The sequence below is a fragment of the Marinobacter panjinensis genome (genome assembly GCF_005298175.1).
In the GTDB taxonomy this organism is placed as follows: domain Bacteria; phylum Pseudomonadota; class Gammaproteobacteria; order Pseudomonadales; family Oleiphilaceae; genus Marinobacter; species Marinobacter panjinensis.
Map to the genome: position 1 here is coordinate 470,876 of NZ_SZYH01000002.1, position 17,065 is coordinate 487,940.

Genomic DNA, 17,065 nt, shown 5'->3' on the forward strand with positions numbered 1-17,065 from the left:
CCTTATACAAGGCTTTCAGACAGGTTTAAGGGTAAACAATGAAGTACAAAAACAATGTAATTCTGGGCAGTTTGTTTGCGTTTTCTGTCTTCGCCATGCCACTCAGTGCTGGTGTTTCCCCAAGTGAAGCCGCTCGCCTCGGACAGGACCTGACTCCGTTCGGCTCCGTAAAGGCCGGTAATGAGGCTGGAACCATCCCCCCTTGGACCGGCGGGCTGACTGAAGCACCTGCGGGTTACGAAGGCAGTGGACAGCACCACATCAACCCGTTCCCTGATGATGAAGTGCTGTTTACCATCAATGCGTCAAACATGGATCAGTACGACGAGTACCTGACGGACGGGCTTCGTGCCATGCTCGATACCTATCCCACCACGTTCCGTATTCCGATCTACAAGACCAGACGTACACACGCGGTGCCGGACTGGGTTGCTGAAAACACCAAAGAGAATGCTGTTGAGGCAGAGATTGTTGGTGAAGGTGAGGGCATTGACGGCGCCTTTGGCGGTTATCCGTTCCCGATTCTGCATGGCAACAACGAAGAAAAGGCGTGGCAGGTTATCTGGAACCATCTGACCCGCTGGCGCGGGGTTTCCATAACCCGTCGATCCAGTGAAGTCGCAGTGCAGACTGACGGGGATTATTCCCTGGTTACCTCCCAGCAGGAAGCCTTCTTCAATTACTACAACCCGGAAGGCAGCGAAGAAGAACTGGATAACGTCATTTTCTATTATCTGTCGTTCACCCAGTCTCCTCCGCGTCTTGCCGGTGGTGCCATTCTGATTCACGAAACCCTGAACCAGATCATCAATCCGCGTAACGGATGGGGTTACAACGCCGGCCAGCGTCGTGTTCGCCGCGCGCCAAACCTGGGCTATGATTCGCCGATCGCGGCGTCGGATAACCTTCGCACCGCTGATGACACCGACATCTTTAACGGTGCACTGGACCGATATAACTGGAACTACGAGGGAATGCGTGAAATCTACGTGCCCTACAACAACTACCGTATCGGTGAAGAAGGCACGCCTTACTCGGAAATTCTGGGTATCGCTCATCTCAACCCGGATCTGACGCGTTGGGAACTCCACAGGGTGCATGTCGTGGAAGCTACCCTGAAAGACGGCGAGCGCCACATTTACGGCAAGCGCAGGTTCTACGTGGATGCTGACAGCTGGAATACCCTCCTGCTGGACCAGTATGATGGTCGCGGCGAACTCTGGCGCGTGACTATGGGCCTGGCCAAGAACTATTATGAGCTGCCGGGCGTTTGGAGCGTTCTGGATGTGTATCATGACCTCCAGGCACGTCGTTATCACGTGCTGGGCCTCGATACTGAAGAGCCTTCCACCCGCAAGTTTACGAACGATGTGCCCAACCGCCGCTATTTCTCTCCGGCGTCCCTGCGTCGCAGGAGTGTGCGTTAACGCCCGCACTGGTTGGCAGGAAATGATTTTCGCCAGAGACGGATGGCGACGAATATACCGGTGGCCGCGAGGCCACCGGTATATTCATAGTATCGGCCGGTATTACCGGTGAAATCAGAGAGACACAGTTCAACACAACATATAGGCGATCTGAATGGCTACAAGGTTGATGTGCAAGACTCTGGGAACGGCCTGTCTTGGACTATCCATGGCAATGTCCGCGCCCACGGTGTTTGCGCTTGCAGATATCATCGAAACCCCTTCCCGGCCCACCACACTTGCGCCAGAGAATCTGCTCACCGATGCTGACCGGGCGGGAGAGCGTATCGTGGCGACTGGTGAGCGTGGTCATATCATTTTTTCCGACGATCAGGGTGAAAGCTGGGTGCAGGCAGAGGTTCCGGTCCGCGCGACCCTGACCGGCGTTGACTTTGGTACCGATACCCACGGCTGGGCAGTGGGGCACAGCGGTGTGGTTCTCCATTCTGACAATGCGGGTGAAAGCTGGGAGCTGCAGCTGACCGGTATTCGTGCTGCGGAGCTGGCCATCGAAAGCCGCCAGGAGCAAATCGAAGAGCTGGAGCAGAAAATCGAGGAAGCTCCGGAAGAGGAAAAGGCAGATCTCGAGTGGGCCCTGGATGATCTGTTTTTCTCGATGGAAAACCTGGAATCCGATCTCGAAATCGGTCCGGTAAACCCGTTTCTCGATGTCTGGTTTGAAAACGAAAATCACGGTTTTGTTGTAGGCGCCTATGGCATGATTTTGCGAACCACAGACGGCGGCGAAACCTGGCGCGACTGGTCACCCCGGATCGAAAATCCCACTGGATTTCACCTCAACAGCATTACTCAGATCACCGGAGGTGCGCTGGTAATTGTCGGCGAAGCCGGTCAGATCTTCGTCTCCGTTGATAGTGGCGACAGCTGGGAAAAACGTGAAAGCCCCTATGAAGGCTCACTGTTTGGCGTCATTGGTACGGGCCAGGTCAATGAGATTCTGGCGTTTGGCTTGCGCGGTAACATGTTCCTCTCCACCGATCTGGGCAAGAGCTGGAAAGTGGTTCCGAACGAAGCCGGTGCAACCCTCAATAACGGGGTGGTTGCGGACGATGGCAGGATCACCCTGGTTGGTAATGGCGGCACGGTACTGATGAGCACCAATGGTGGCGAATCCTTTCGGCCCTATTCCAGGGATGACCGGGAAGGCGTAATGGACGTTGTCCCGCTCTCCGGGACCAATCTTCTGATCGTGGGCGAGGGTGGCGTGAAGCATACCGACGCCCGCGGCAAAGATCTTCAATAACGCCCTGATGCGGCACCAACAGATTGAAAACGAGAGGGGCTTTTGAATGTCGAACCCGAAGCATGACAAGGGCGAGCATTACCTGACTACACCGAAGGCAGAACCGTTTCTGGAGCGGCTGATCTTCAACAATCGGGCCATTATCCTGATTGCATTTTTCTTCCTGACACTGTTTCTTGGCTACAACGCCGTAAAGATCCAGCCTGATGCCAGTTTCGAGCGGATGATTCCGCTTGAGCATCCATACATCGTCAACATGCTGGAGCACCGGAACGACCTGGAGAACCTGGGCAACTTTGTGCGTATCGCCGTGGAAGTGGAAGAGGGCGATATCTTCACCAAGGAATACATGGAGACCCTGAAGCAGATCACCGATGAGGTGTTCTACCTCAACGGCGTTGATCGTTCCGGGCTGAAATCACTTTGGACCTCAAACGTTCGCTGGGTGGAAGTCACTGAGCAGGGGTTCCAGGGTGGTACGGTTATTCCGGATAACTACGATGGTTCCCGTGCCAGCCTGGAGCAGCTGCGCCAGAACGTACTCAGGTCGAACGAAGTCGGCCGTCTGATTTCGGATAACTTCAAGTCCACAATCGTTTACGCACCGCTTTACGAAAATAACCCGGAAACCGGTGAGCCGCTGGACTACGGCGAGTTCTCGCGTCAGCTGGAAGAAAAGATCCGAAACAAGTACGAGGCCCAGAATCCGAACATTGATATTCACATTGTCGGTTTCGCCAAAAAAGTGGGCGACCTGATTGAGGGTATCGGCTCGATTGCATGGTTTGCCGGCATTACCATCATTCTGACCACGCTGCTGCTGTACGGTTATTCCCGCTGTATTACCGGAACACTGGTGCCGGTGTTTACCTCCATCATTGCTGTTTTCCTGCAGTTGGGAACCTTGCGCCTACTGGGATATGGGCTGGATCCGTACTCGGTACTGGTTCCGTTCCTGGTGTTTGCCATTGGTATCAGTCACGGCGTTCAGATCGTCAATGCCATGGCAGTGGAAGCAGCGAAAGGGTTTGATTCCGTCACCGCTGCCCGCCTGGCCTTCCGAGCCCTCTACATTCCGGGCATGCTGGCTCTGATTTCTGATGCTTTCGGCTTCCTGACGCTGATCTTCATTGAAATTGATGTGATCCGGGATCTTGCGGTTGCAGCCGGTATTGGTGTGGCATTCGTCATCCTGACCAACCTGGTGTTGCACGTACTGATCATGTCCTACCTGGGCATTTCCAAAGGCGGGGTTCGCCACGTACAGAACCACGGTGAAAAGCAGGATCGCAAATGGCGCATCATGTCGTACTTTGCGCATCCCGGTGTGGCACCGATCTCGCTGCTGATTGCCGTGATCGGCCTTGGGCTTGGTCTTTACTACAAGCAGGATCTGAAGGTAGGTGACCTGGATCAGGGCGCTCCGGAATTAAGGGCCGACTCCCGTTATAACAAGGACAACGCCTTCATCATCGACAACTACTCGACGAGTGCCGACGTCCTGGTGGTGATGGTGAAGACCGAGGAAGAGCAGTGTACCCAGTACAACACGCTCCGTGCCATGGATACGCTGCAGTGGGAGCTGCAGAACACCCCGGGTGTCCAGTCCTCCGCCTCGCTGGCGAATGTATCCAAGCTTGTTACAAAGGCGCTTAACGAAGGCAACTGGAAGTGGTATGAAATTTCCCGCAACCAGACCATTATCAATGCATCCATTCGTGAGGCCCCGGCAGGTCTGATTAACACCAACTGTGACCTGACACCAGTGCTTGTGTTCCTTGAGGATCACAAGGCGGAAACGCTGAAGACGGTGACGGAGCGCGTGGAGGAGTTTGCCAGCAACAACAATAACGATGAACACACCTTCCTGCTGGGTGCCGGTAACGCCGGCGTGGAAGCGGCAACGAACGACGTCATCTCAAGTGCCAAGAACATGATGCTGATGTTCGTCTACGGTGTGGTCGCGTTACTGTGCCTGCTGACTTTCCGGTCAATCCGGGCGGTACTGTGTATTCTGATTCCGCTGGGGCTCACATCCATTCTGGCTGAGGCCATCATGGCGGTGTCCGGTATCGGCATCAAGGTTGCGACCTTGCCCGTTATTGCGCTGGGTGTGGGTATTGGTGTCGACTATGGCATCTATATCTACAGCAAGCTCGAGAAGTTCCTGCTTGAGGGTAAGACGCTCCAGGAGGCCTATTTCGAGACCCTGAGGTCCACCGGTAAAGCCGTAATCTTTACAGGTATCACCCTGGGAATTGGTGTAGTGACCTGGATTTTCTCGCCCATCAAGTTCCAGGCGGATATGGGGCTGCTGTTGTTCTTCATGTTCATCTGGAACATGGTCGGTTCCATCTGGCTGCTTCCGGCTCTGGCGCGCTTCCTGCTGCGCCCGGACCGTATGGTTGCCAAGGCCCGCGCGAACAAATAAACTCGCAAACGCCTGATCAGAAAAGCCCGCACTGCGGGCTTTTTTGTTTTTCGCTCAAGTGGTTAGCGTGCTAATGCTGGCTTTATTTATGACCAGAATTGGTCTATGTTTTAAGGCGAACGTGGAAAGAGTCTGTGTGAATGCGCAGGCCAAAAAAAGCAATAACGAACACAAAAGGGAAAAGTCATGGCACTGAAACAGAAATTTTCCGCACTCGCGGTTGCAGCTGCAGTCAGCTTCGGAGCGACCTCTACAGCAGTAAGCGCCCAGGAGCAGCAATTCGTCACCATCGGTACAGGTGGTGTAACCGGGGTTTACTATCCGGCGGGTGGTGCGATTTGCCGGCTGGTCAATATGGACCGTAAAGAACACGGTATCCGTTGTTCGGTAGAGAGCACCGGTGGCTCGGTCTATAACCTGAACGCGATTCGACAGGGCGAGCTGGATCTGGCGGTTGCCCAGTCTGACTGGCAATACCATGCCTACAACGGCACCAGTGAGTTTGAAAAGGACGGCAAGAATGAGAAGCTCCGTGCCGTATTTTCGCTTCACCCTGAACCGTTTACCGTTGTAGCCAGCAAGGGCTCCGGCATCAAGACCTTTGAAGACCTCGAAGGTAAGCGGGTATCCGTTGGTAACCCGGGTTCTGGACAGCGTGCTACTGCCGAGGTTCTGATGGATGAAATGGGCTGGACCATGGACAAGTTCTCCCTGGCGGCCGAGTTGAAGGCAGCTGAGCAATCCCAGGCCCTGTGTGACGGCAACATCGACGCCTTCTTCTATACCGTTGGTCACCCTTCTGGTGCCATCAAGGAAGCAACAACTTCCTGCGACAGCGTGATCGTCACTGTGGACAACGAGGCGACCAAAAAACTAATCGACGAGAACCCGTATTATCGGGAGGCCATCATCCCTGGCGGCATGTATCGGGGAAGCGACGATGACACCACCACCTTCGGTGTTGCTGCCACATTCGTGTCCTCAACAGACGTTTCGGAGAAAGTGGTGTATGAAGTGGTCAGTGCAGTATTCGAAAACTTTGACAGCTTCAAGCGCCTGCATCCGGCGTTCGGCGTCCTGAAAAAGGAAGAAATGGCATCCGACGCCCTGAGTGCACCTCTGCATCCAGGCGCCGAGAAGTACTACAAGGAAGCCGGTCTAATCGAGTAACACGTGACCGAACAACCGGGGGCGGCCTGTGCCGCCCCGGTTGTTGTTTCCTTTCCTTCCTTCACAGGACATACCTATGACCGGTAAAGATCCCAAATCCGGGGATTCCGCAGATACATCAGCCGTTGATCAGTTCCTGCAGACAGAAACCGGCGGCCGAGCCGGTACCGGGTACGCGGCGGTGCTACTGTTTATTATTCCCGTGGTCTGGTCGTTGTTTCAATTGTGGATTGCTTCACCACTGCCCTACATTTTTGAGATTGGGGTGTTTAACTCAACAGAAGCACGCTCGATACACCTGGCATTCGCGACCTTCCTGGCTTTTGCTGCCTTCCCCATGTTCAAGGGGCGGCGCGAAAACTCCAACGCAGTGCCTTTTTATGACTGGATTCTTGCGATCCTGGCGGCGTTCTGCTCTGCCTATCTGTATTTATTTTATGACCAGTTATCGACAAGGCCTGGCGCACCGATTCTGCAGGACCTGATCATCGCAATGGCCGGTCTGGTGCTTCTGCTGGAAGCAACGCGCCGTGCCCTTGGTTTGCCACTTACTATTGTGGCTGGCGTGTTTATTTTCTATTCGCTCGCCGGCCCCTACATGCCAGATGTGATTTCCCATGCCGGTGCCAGTCTGGAAAAGCTTGCCTCTCACCAGTGGCTGGGGACCGAGGGTGTGTTTGGTGTGGCGCTCGGCGTCTCCACCAGCTTTGTGTTTCTGTTTGTGCTCTTTGGTGCCTTGCTTGAGAGGGCCGGGGCAGGCAACTACTTCATAAAGGTTGCCTATGCATCTCTGGGGCACATGAAGGGGGGGCCGGCTAAGGCAGCCGTGGTTTCCAGTGGTCTGAGCGGGATTATCTCCGGCTCTTCCATTGCTAATGTGGTGACCACCGGCACCTTTACCATTCCGCTGATGAAACGAGTCGGATTTCCTGCCACCAAGGCAGGTGCGGTAGAGGTGGCTGCGTCTACCAATGGTCAGCTGACGCCACCCGTAATGGGCGCTGCGGCATTCCTGATGGTGGAGTATGTTGGCATCTCTTACCTGGAGGTGATGAAGCACGCGATCCTTCCCGCGATGATTTCCTACATCGCCCTGGTCTATATCGTTCATCTTGAGGCCTGCAAACTGAACATGCAGGGCGTGGAGCAGCTGAACAAACCTACGCTTGCCCAGCGGATGCTGACCTGGGTGTTTTTGCTTCTGGGTCTGGCGGTGCTGACCCTGGCGGTGTATTACGGCATTGGTTGGACCAAAGAGGTATTCGGCGACGCGGCGGCATGGGTTCTGGGGCCCATTCTTCTGGCCATCTACATCGGGTTGGTAGGGTACGCAGCCCGATTCCCGGACTTGCAGGAAGATGATCCGGACGACTTGATGGACACGTTGCCACCACTCGGTCGCACTGTAAAAACCGGTCTGTACTACCTTTTGCCCGTGGTGGTCTTGATCTGGTGTCTCACGGTGGAACGTTTTTCACCGCAGCTTTCGGCTTACTGGGCGACCATGCTGATGATCTTCATCGTGGTGACCCAGGTTCCGCTCAAGAATCTGTTCCGCAAACAGGGGAATCTCGGAACAGCGTTCAAGCAGGGCGGAGTGGACGTCGTGCGCTCACTGGCAACCGGCGCCAGGAACATGATTGGCATTGGTGTGGCGACCGCTACTGCGGGTATCGTGGTGGGTACCGTTACGCTTACCGGTGTTGGCCTGGTTATGGCCCAGTTCGTAGAGTTTCTCTCGGGCGGCAACCTGATGCTGATGCTGATTTTTACCGCCATAATCAGTCTTATCCTGGGCATGGGGCTGCCAACCACAGCAAACTATATTGTGGTGTCGACCCTGATGGCGCCGGTTATTGTGACGCTGGGGGCTCAGAATGGGCTGATTGTGCCGCTTATCGCGGTGCACCTGTTTGTGTTCTACTTCGGGATATTGGCGGACGACACGCCGCCGGTGGGGTTGGCGGCCTACGCCGCCGCCGCGATTTCCGGGGCAGACCCGATTCGAACGGGTGTTCAGGGCTTCACCTACGATATCCGTACTGCCATCCTGCCGTTCATGTTCATTTTCAACACCCAGTTGTTATTGATCGGGCTGACCGGCTGGTTTGATCTGCTGGTCACGATATTCAGTGCCGTCACCGCCATGCTGGTGTTCTCCGCTGCGACACAGGGCTTCTGGTTCACCCGTACCAGGTGGTGGGAAACCCTGGGCCTGCTGCTGATTACCTTTACCCTGTTCCGGCCGGGCTACTGGTGGGATATGGTCTATCCCCCGGTTGAGAACCGTCCCGGAACCGAGATCATGGAGTACATCGAGACGGTTCCTGCAGGTGGGGATATTGTTCTCAAGGCCTCTGGTATGACCATGGATGGCGACGAGAAGTCGACATTCCTGCAGCTCCCACTGCCTGCGGGTGAAACCCCCGAAGCCCGACTTCAGGAATCCGGCCTGGGTCTGCGCCAGGAGGGTGACCAGATGGTCGTGGACGTTGTCGCCTACGACAGCGTGGCGCAAAAAGTCGGCCTGTATTTCGACTGGACGATCGACGTCGTTCAGGTGCCTCTGGAGAGGCCGCCGAAAGAGCTGATGTTCATCCCGGCCCTGATCCTGCTTGGCGTGGTGGCCTTTGGTCAGCTCCGGCGCAAGGCTCGCGAGGACCGTAGCGCCCAGCCCGCGTGATGACGTAACTGGAAAGACAAATGACCAACGCCCGGCATTAACCTGCCGGGCTTTTTTCTGTTAAACTCCTGCCCGCAACGGTCCGCGGTTTGTATCGCGGCCAACCGTCAACATGTGGTCTTTGGTACGGATCACCTCTGGAATTCCAGGAGCTAATTATGCCAGTTGTAACCCTGCCTGATGGCAGTCACCGCAGTTTTGCCGAATCTGTAACCGTTCACGATGTCGCAGCAGACATCGGGGCCGGTCTTGCCAAGGCCGCTATCGCCGGCCGTGTTAACGGCAAGCTGGTTGATACCAGCTATCCCATTGACGAAGACGCCGATCTCGCCATTGTTACCGAGCGGGATGACGACGGCGTGGATATTATCCGCCATTCCACTGCCCACTTGCTGGCGATGGCTGTGAAGGAACTGTTTCCCTCTGCCCAGGTCACCATTGGCCCGGTTGTGGATAACGGGTTCTACTACGATTTCAAGTTCGACCGGCCGTTTACCAATGAAGACCTGAGCCGGATCGAAAAGCGCATGGAAGAGCTGGCGAAGCAGGACATTCCCGTTTCCCGCTCGGTCATGTCCCGTGATGAAGCCGTGCGCCTGTTCGATGAAATGGGTGAGGAATACAAGGTTCGCATCATCGAAGACATTCCGGGTGATGAAGACCTGTCATTCTACCGCCAGGGTGACTTCATCGACTTGTGCCGCGGGCCCCACGTACCCAGCACCGGCAAGCTCAAGGCCTTCAAGCTGACCAAGGTAGCCGGTGCCTACTGGCGCGGCGACACCAGCAACGAGCAGTTGCAGCGCGTATACGGTACCGCCTGGGGCAACAAGAAAGACCTGAAAGCCTATCTCCACCGCCTGGAAGAGGCTGAGAAGCGGGATCACCGCAAGATCGGCAAGAAGCTGAGCCTGTTCCATATGCAGGAAGAAGCGCCGGGTATGGTGTTCTGGCATCCGGATGGCTGGTCCCTGTACCAGGAAATCGAACAGTACATGCGCCGCAAGCAGCATGACCACGGTTACCAGGAAATCAAGACGCCGCAGGTGGTGTCACGGTCACTGTGGGAAAAATCCGGGCACTGGGACAAGTTCAAGGACGACATGTTTACCACAGAGTCCGAGAAGCACGACTACGCCATCAAGCCTATGAACTGCCCATGCCATGTGCAGGTGTTCAATCAGGGCCTCAAGAGTTACAAGGATTTGCCCCTGCGCCTGGCGGAGTTTGGCTCCTGCCACCGCAACGAGGCGTCCGGTGCCTTGCACGGCCTGATGCGCGTGCGTGGATTCACCCAGGACGATGCGCACATTTTCTGCGAGGAAGACGCCATTCAGCAGGAGGTGTCGTCCTTTATCGAGATGCTTCACGAGATCTACAAGGACTTCGGATTTACTGAAATCCTGTACAAGCTCTCAACCCGGCCGGAAAAGCGAGTCGGCTCTGACGAAGTCTGGGACAAGGCGGAAGCGGCTCTGGAAGAGGCTCTGAATCGTGAAGGCGTAGATTGGGAGTTGTTGCCGGGCGAAGGTGCCTTTTATGGGCCGAAAATCGAATTTTCGCTGAAAGACTGCATCGGCCGGGTATGGCAGTGTGGTACCATTCAGGTCGATTTTTCCATGCCGGGCCGCCTGGGCGCGCAATATGTGGCAGATAACTCAGAGCGTAAGACGCCTGTTATGCTGCACAGGGCGGTTTTGGGTTCCTTCGAGCGCTTCATCGGCATTCTGATTGAAGAATACGAGGGTGCTTTCCCGACCTGGCTGGCCCCGACACAGATTGCGGTGCTGAATATTACCGACAATCAGCGTGATTATTGCCAGAATCTTGCAAAAAAATGGGATTCCCTTGGCTATAGGGTAAATGCCGACTTGAGAAACGAGAAGATCGGCTTTAAAATCCGCGAGCATACTATCAACAAAGTCCCTTTCCTTGTTGTTGTCGGCGACAAAGAAGTCGAGAACAACGCCGTTGCGGTGAGAACCCGCAAAGGCGAAGATTTGGGGACTTTATCGCTGGACGCGTTTGAGCAGCTAATGGCTGACGAAATCAATCGCAAAGGCAGAACCAAAACGGAGATCTGATTATTAAACAGCGAGCGAATCGGGGGCGTACACCAAAGGCGCCAATCAATGAGAATATTGACGCAACTGAAGTCCGTCTTATTGACGCAGAGGGCAACCAAGTCGGCGTAGTGTCGATCGAAGATGCAATCAAGCAGGCAGAAGAAGCGTCTCTTGACCTGGTTCAGGTTACGGATTCCGATCCGATCGTCTGTAAGATAATGGACTACGGCAAGAAAATCTTCGATGAGAAGAAGGCCAAGGCTGCTGCGAAGAAAAAGCAGAAGCAGACTCAGGTCAAAGAGCTTAAGTTCCGACCAGGAACTGAAGAAGGGGATTATCAGGTCAAACTACGCAACCTGGTACGTTTCCTTGAAAACGGGGACCGCGGCAAACTCACTATTCGCTTCCGTGGGCGTGAGATGGCACACCAGGAAATCGGTATGAAGCTCATGAACAGGATTGAAGAGGATATTGACGAAATTGCCCAGGTAGAACAGCGGCCGAAGATGGAAGGCCGCCAGATGACCATGGTTGTGGCTCCCCGCAAGAAGAAGTGAACCTGATCCGGTGAGATCCCCCGCGGTCGCGGGGGATTTGTCGTTCAGGAACACATTGATATCACTTAAAAACAGAATGCGGAGTTTTAAAAAATGTCCAAGATGAAAACCAAAAGCGGGGCCACCAAGCGGTTCAAGAAAACCGCCACTGGCTTCAAGCACAAGCAGTCCTTCACCAGTCATATCTTGACCAAGAAGAGCCCCAAGCGTAAGCGTCAGCTCCGTGGTACCAAGCTGATCGCCAAGGCCGACGTGGCTTCCATCAAGCGTATGACAGCGTGCTGATTCAGCCGCTAACCATTCCTGCAAAGGTTTAAAGGTAGAAGGATTAAAGTATGGCTCGTGTAAAACGTGGCGTGGTAGCACGTCGTCGTCACAAAAAGATTCTCAGTCAGGCCAAGGGTTATTACGGAGCGCGCAGCCGCGTCTATCGTGTAGCCAAACAGGCGGTTATCAAGGCCGGTCAGTATGCTTACCGTGACCGTCGTAACCGCAAGCGCTCATTCCGCGCACTGTGGATCGCCCGTATCAATGCTGGCGCCCGCGCCAACGGTCTGTCTTACAGCCGTCTGATTGCCGGTCTGAAAAAGGCCAATGTCGAGATTGATCGTAAAGTTCTGGCTGACCTGGCCATGAACGAGCAGCAGGCGTTTACTGCTGTTGTTGAGAAGGCAAAAGCGTCTCTGTGATCGCTTAGCTCTTTCATCGGTTACTGATCGATTCAGGCGTCCTCATGGGTTCATGACGACGCCTTCTGATAGGGGAAGGGCGCGCTCTTCCCCTATTTTTGTTTAGAGCGATTCCATTTCTGGATTGGAGCAGGGTCAATGGAAAACCTGGATCAACTCGTTCAGGACGGTCTGGCGGCAGTCGACAGCGCAGACAGCTTGCAGGCACTGGACCAGATTCGTGTTGAATACCTTGGCAAGAAGGGTGTGATTACCCAGCAGGCAAAAACACTGGGCAAACTGTCTGCGGAAGAGCGCCCGGCAGCCGGCCAGAAGATCAATGAAGCCAAGGGGCAGGTGGAGCAGGCAATTAACGCCCGCCGCACGGATCTCGAGCGAGCCGCCATAGAGCTGAAGCTGGCCAGCGAATCCATTGATGTGACTCTGCCTGGCCGCGGCCAGGACCTGGGTGGTCTGCACCCGGTTACCAGAACCCTGCAGCGTATCGAACAGTTTTTCTCCCGTGCCGGCTATACCGTGGAGCAGGGACCGGAAATCGAAGACGACTATCACAACTTCGAGGCCCTGAATATTCCCGGCCACCACCCGGCCCGTGCCATGCACGATACTTTCTATTTCAATCCGGGCACCTTGCTGCGCACTCACACGTCTCCGGTACAGATCCGTACCATGGAAGATGGTAAGCCGCCGTTCCGCATGATCTGCCCGGGCCGCGTGTATCGCTGTGACTCCGATATGACCCACACCCCGATGTTCCATCAGGTGGAAGGGTTGCTGGTCGAGAAGAACGTCAGCTTCGCCGATCTGAAGAGCACCGTGGAAGAGTTCTTGAGGGTGTTCTTCGAGCGGGACCTGGAAGTGCGTTTCCGCCCCTCTTATTTCCCGTTCACCGAGCCGTCCGCGGAAGTGGATATCGAGTGGGGGCGCGAAGAGGACGGCAGCATCAAATGGCTGGAAGTGATGGGCTGCGGCATGGTCCACCCCAAAGTATTCGAGCATTGCGGTATCGACGCCGAGGAATACCGTGGCTTTGCGTTTGGTCTCGGTGTCGAGCGCCTGGCCATGCTTCGCTACGGCGTGAACGACCTGCGTATGTTCTTCGAGAACGACCTCCGCTTTCTGCGGCAGTTCCGTTGAGCGCGTCATCAGGGCAATTGATTTAACAGGCAAAACCGCATCAGGACAAGGCAGATACCATGAAATTCAGTGAGCAGTGGCTACGGGAATGGGTCAATCCGGCGAACGACACCCAGGCATTGATGGACCAGATCACCATGGCGGGTCTGGAAGTTGACGGATTCGAGCCAGTAGCCGGCAAGTTCAGTGGCATTGTGGTGGGTGAAGTGGTTTCCGTAGCGCCTCATCCGGATGCGGACAAGCTCCGGGTCTGTCAGGTTAGTGATGGCACCCAGACTGTACAGGTGGTTTGTGGCGCACCCAATGTCCGTGATGGCCTCAAGGTGCCTTTTGCCGTTGTCGGTGCGGTCCTGCCGGGTGATTTCAAGATCAAGAAGGCAAAGCTTCGTGGGCAGCCGTCCGAAGGAATGCTGTGCTCGGAAGCCGAATTGGGTCTGTCTGAAAATCACGATGGCCTGATGGAATTGCCGGAAGATGCGCCGGTAGGCCAGGAACTGGCTGAATTTCTAAAACTGAATGACGTCACTATCGATGTGGACCTGACGCCGAACCGCAGTGACTGCCTCTCGATTAAAGGCATCGCCCGTGAAGTGGGGGTGCTGAACAGCCTGGTGGTTGAAGGCCCGGAGATCGGTCCGGTGGAAGCGGTACACCCTGAGGTGCCGGAGATTACGGTCAAGGCCCCAGAAGGCTGCCCCAGATACCTGGGCCGTATTCTGCGCAACGTGGACCTGAGCATTGAATCACCTCTGTGGATGCAGGAGAAGCTGCGTCGCTCCGGTATCCGCTCCATTGACGCGGCTGTGGATGTTACCAACTACGTCATGCTTGAGCTGGGCCAGCCCCTGCATGCGTTTGATCGCGACGAAATCGAAGGTGGCATCGTTGTTCGCATGGCAAAGCCAGGCGAAAAACTGGTACTGCTTGACGGGCAGGAAGTGGAGCTGACTGTTGATACTCTGGTTATTGCCGATCACGCCAAACCCATTGCCATTGCAGGTGTGATGGGCGGAGAGCATTCGGGCGTGAGTGAGAAAACCCGGGACCTGATTCTGGAAGCGGCGTATTTCGATCCAATCACCCTGGCCGGCAAGGCCCGCCATTATGGCCTCCATACCGACGCCTCTCATCGCTTTGAACGGGGTGTGGACTATGAGCTTGCCCGTGACGCCATGGAGCGGGCCACGGCATTGTTGATGTCGATCGTCGGCGGTGAGCCCGGCGACATTGTGGAAGTGGCGAGCAAGCAGGACCTTCCGGAAGACCGCACGGTGGATCTTCGCGAGCAGCGTGTAACGGATGTTCTTGGACTGGCAATTGACCGGACCACGGTTGAGGAAATCCTGACGCGGCTTGGCCTGCATATCGATAAGCTGCTAAAGAACGGCTGGCGCGTGCATATACCCAGCTTCCGCCCGGATATCAGTATCGAAGAAGACCTGATTGAAGAGATTGGCCGAATCTACGGCTACAACAATCTGCCTGTGACAGAGCCGATCGGGTCCCTCGGCCTGCGACCTCAGGAAGAAGCCATTCGCCCGGTTTCCGCCATCCAGGATTACTTTGTCTCCTGTGGTTATCAGGAAGCGATTACCTACAGCTTCGTTGACCCGAAAGTCCAGGCTCTGGTTGATCCGGAGCGGGAAGGTATCGCTCTGGCGAACCCGATTTCTTCCGATCTGTCGGTCATGCGCACAACCCTGTGGAGTGGGTTGCTGAAAACGGTGGCGCACAACCAGAATCGACAGCAGCCACGCATTCGACTGTTCGAGACCGGCCTGAGGTTTGTAAAGGATGGCGACCAGATCGATCAGCAGCCAATGCTCGCTGGTGTGGTTGTTGGCAGTCAGCTACCCGAAAACTGGGCGAACGGTCGCAGAAATGCCGATTTCTTTGATGTAAAAGGAGAAATGGAAAGCCTTTTCCGACTTCTTGGGATCGAAGTGCAGTTTCTTGCCAGCCAGCACCCGGCTTTGCATCCAGGCCAGACGGCTGAATTGCTGCGGGATGGCGAACATGTAGGCTGGCTGGGCACGTTGCACCCACAAGTTCAGAAAAAACTGGAACTTAATGGCACGATTCTGATGTTTGAGCTATTCTTGAATTCGATCGTTTCTGGATATGTGCCTAATTTCAAAGATGTTTCAAAATTCCCTGAAGTTCGGCGTGATTTGGCTATTATTATCGGAAGCGATGTGGGGTTTGCAGATGTTGAGCGTGTGGCGAAAAAGCACGCTGGCGAGCACCTCACGGCTTTGCGTGCGTTTGATGTCTATGAAGGTGAAAGCCTGGGTGAAGGTAATCGCAGCCTTGCCCTCAGCCTGTTCTGGCAGCATCCTGAGCGCACACTAAATGAAGAAGAGGTGCATTCGCTCTTCAACGGTGTCATAGAGGCATTGCAGGAAGAGCTGGGGGCAACACTGAGGAGTTAACAGATGGCGGCTTTGACGAAAGCGGAAATGGCGGAGCGCTTGTACGAAGAATTGGGACTTAACAAACGCGAAGCCAAGGAGATGGTAGAAGCTTTCTTCGACGAAATCAGGGGCGCTCTCAGCCATAACGAACAGGTCAAACTGTCAGGATTCGGCAACTTTGATCTGCGCGACAAGAAGCAGAGGCCGGGACGGAACCCGAAGACTGGTGAGGAAATCCCGATCAGTGCACGGCGAGTTGTTACGTTTCGACCGGGACAAAAACTTAAACAGAAAGTAGAAGCGTATGCTGGAACCCAGTCATAACAACGAGCTACCGACAATACCGGGTAAACGTTACTTTACCATTGGTGAAGTCGCCGAACTCTGCGCGGTAAAAGCGCACGTTCTCAGGTATTGGGAGCAGGAGTTTCCTCAACTGTCGCCGGTCAAGCGTCGTGGTAATCGCCGCTATTACCAGCGTGCGGATGTGATCACCATTCGCCAGATCCGAAGCCTGCTCTACGATCAGGGCTATACCATTGGCGGGGCGAAACAGAAGCTCAGCAGCCACGAGGTAAAAGACGACACTTCCCAGTACAAGCAACTGATACGGCAGATGATCACCGAGCTTGAGGAAGTTCTGGATGTGCTCAACACTCCGGTGAAGTGAACGCCCGCCCAGGTCAGATATCAAAAACCGAAGGTTCGCCTTCGGTTTTTTTGTTCTCAGTGGCTATTTTCATGCAATGGCTCGTATAGCTATCTGCATCTATTATCAAACAGGAGACAAGCAGCATGATCGGATACGTCACCATTGGTGTTAAGGACATGGCGAGAGCCAAGAAGTTTTACCTGGACCTGCTGGGTGATCTTGGCGCCAAAGAACTGCTGGATCTTGGTCGAATCGCATTTATCGGTAAGGACATGAAGTCACCGATGTTGGCGGTTTGCACGCCGGCGGATGGCCAGGATGCGAACTGTGGTAACGGAAATATGTTCGCGATCTCGCCGGGTTCGAAAGAGGCGGTCGATGCCCATTACCACCGCGCGATTGAGCTGGGGGGAACCAGTGACGGAGAGCCGGGCCAGCGTATCCCTAATCAGTTCTACGGCGCCTACGTTCGCGACCCGGATGGGAACAAGCTGGCCTTCTTCCATTTCGGCTAGTCGCTCGTGAAACAGGGCGGG

Annotated in this window: 14 protein-coding genes; all 14 read left to right on the plus strand. The window is 55.0% G+C overall.

Features of this window, described 5'->3' with window-relative positions:
• The first annotated feature begins 38 nt into the window (after nt 1-38).
• The 14 genes from FDP08_RS18510 (at nt 39) to FDP08_RS18575 (ending at nt 17,044) form a co-directional block, all read left to right on the plus strand.
• Nucleotides 39-1,427 (plus strand): DUF1329 domain-containing protein, encoded by a 1,389-nt coding sequence (locus tag FDP08_RS18510; RefSeq protein WP_137437760.1) that lies wholly within the window; start codon nt 39-41, stop codon nt 1,425-1,427.
• Between the two features lie 154 nt (nt 1,428-1,581).
• Nucleotides 1,582-2,730 (plus strand): YCF48-related protein, encoded by a 1,149-nt coding sequence (locus FDP08_RS18515; RefSeq protein ID WP_228263386.1) that lies wholly within the window; start codon nt 1,582-1,584, stop codon nt 2,728-2,730.
• Nucleotides 2,731-2,776: 46 nt separating this feature from the next.
• The gene (locus FDP08_RS18520; RefSeq protein WP_137437761.1) at nt 2,777-5,161 is read left to right on the plus strand and encodes an efflux RND transporter permease subunit; all 2,385 of its coding nucleotides are present in this window, start codon (nt 2,777-2,779) and stop codon (nt 5,159-5,161) included.
• Nucleotides 5,162-5,347: 186 nt separating this feature from the next.
• Nucleotides 5,348-6,331, plus strand: a complete 984-nt coding sequence (locus FDP08_RS18525) for a TAXI family TRAP transporter solute-binding subunit (protein WP_137437762.1) — start codon at nt 5,348-5,350, stop codon at nt 6,329-6,331.
• A 76-nt stretch (nt 6,332-6,407) separates the two neighbouring features.
• A complete protein-coding gene (locus FDP08_RS18530; RefSeq protein ID WP_137437763.1) occupies nt 6,408-9,014 on the plus strand; it encodes a TRAP transporter permease in 2,607 nt (868 codons plus the stop codon).
• Nucleotides 9,015-9,172: 158 nt separating this feature from the next.
• Complete coding sequence (gene thrS, locus FDP08_RS18535) at nt 9,173-11,098, plus strand: threonine--tRNA ligase (protein WP_137437764.1); 1,926 nt, start codon at nt 9,173-9,175, stop codon at nt 11,096-11,098.
• The gene (gene infC / locus FDP08_RS18540) at nt 11,095-11,637 is read left to right on the plus strand and encodes a translation initiation factor IF-3 (RefSeq protein ID WP_137437765.1); all 543 of its coding nucleotides are present in this window, start codon (nt 11,095-11,097) and stop codon (nt 11,635-11,637) included. The genes thrS and infC overlap by 4 nt, the downstream gene beginning before the upstream one ends.
• A gap of 93 nt (nt 11,638-11,730) precedes the next feature.
• Nucleotides 11,731-11,922 carry a 50S ribosomal protein L35 gene (gene rpmI / locus FDP08_RS18545; protein ID WP_114613684.1) on the plus strand — a complete coding sequence of 64 codons (192 nt, stop codon included), beginning with the start codon at nt 11,731-11,733 and terminating at the stop codon, nt 11,920-11,922.
• A gap of 50 nt (nt 11,923-11,972) precedes the next feature.
• Nucleotides 11,973-12,326: a 50S ribosomal protein L20 gene (gene rplT, locus FDP08_RS18550; RefSeq protein WP_135955804.1), complete on the plus strand. Its 354-nt coding sequence runs from the start codon at nt 11,973-11,975 to the stop codon at nt 12,324-12,326.
• Nucleotides 12,327-12,464: 138 nt separating this feature from the next.
• Entirely contained in the window at nt 12,465-13,463 is a 999-nt protein-coding gene (gene pheS, locus FDP08_RS18555) for a phenylalanine--tRNA ligase subunit alpha (RefSeq protein ID WP_137437766.1), read from the plus strand.
• A 59-nt stretch (nt 13,464-13,522) separates the two neighbouring features.
• Entirely contained in the window at nt 13,523-15,895 is a 2,373-nt protein-coding gene (pheT, locus tag FDP08_RS18560; RefSeq protein WP_137437767.1) for a phenylalanine--tRNA ligase subunit beta, read from the plus strand.
• Between the two features lie 3 nt (nt 15,896-15,898).
• On the plus strand, nt 15,899-16,201 hold the full coding sequence (gene ihfA, locus FDP08_RS18565) for an integration host factor subunit alpha (RefSeq protein WP_007151838.1): 303 nt from the start codon (nt 15,899-15,901) through the stop codon (nt 16,199-16,201).
• Complete coding sequence (locus tag FDP08_RS18570; protein ID WP_027831420.1) at nt 16,182-16,547, plus strand: MerR family transcriptional regulator; 366 nt, start codon at nt 16,182-16,184, stop codon at nt 16,545-16,547. Before ihfA ends, FDP08_RS18570 begins: the two co-directional genes overlap by 20 nt.
• A gap of 125 nt (nt 16,548-16,672) precedes the next feature.
• A complete protein-coding gene (locus tag FDP08_RS18575) occupies nt 16,673-17,044 on the plus strand; it encodes a VOC family protein (RefSeq protein WP_137437768.1) in 372 nt (123 codons plus the stop codon).
• The last annotated feature ends 21 nt before the right edge of the window (nt 17,045-17,065 follow it).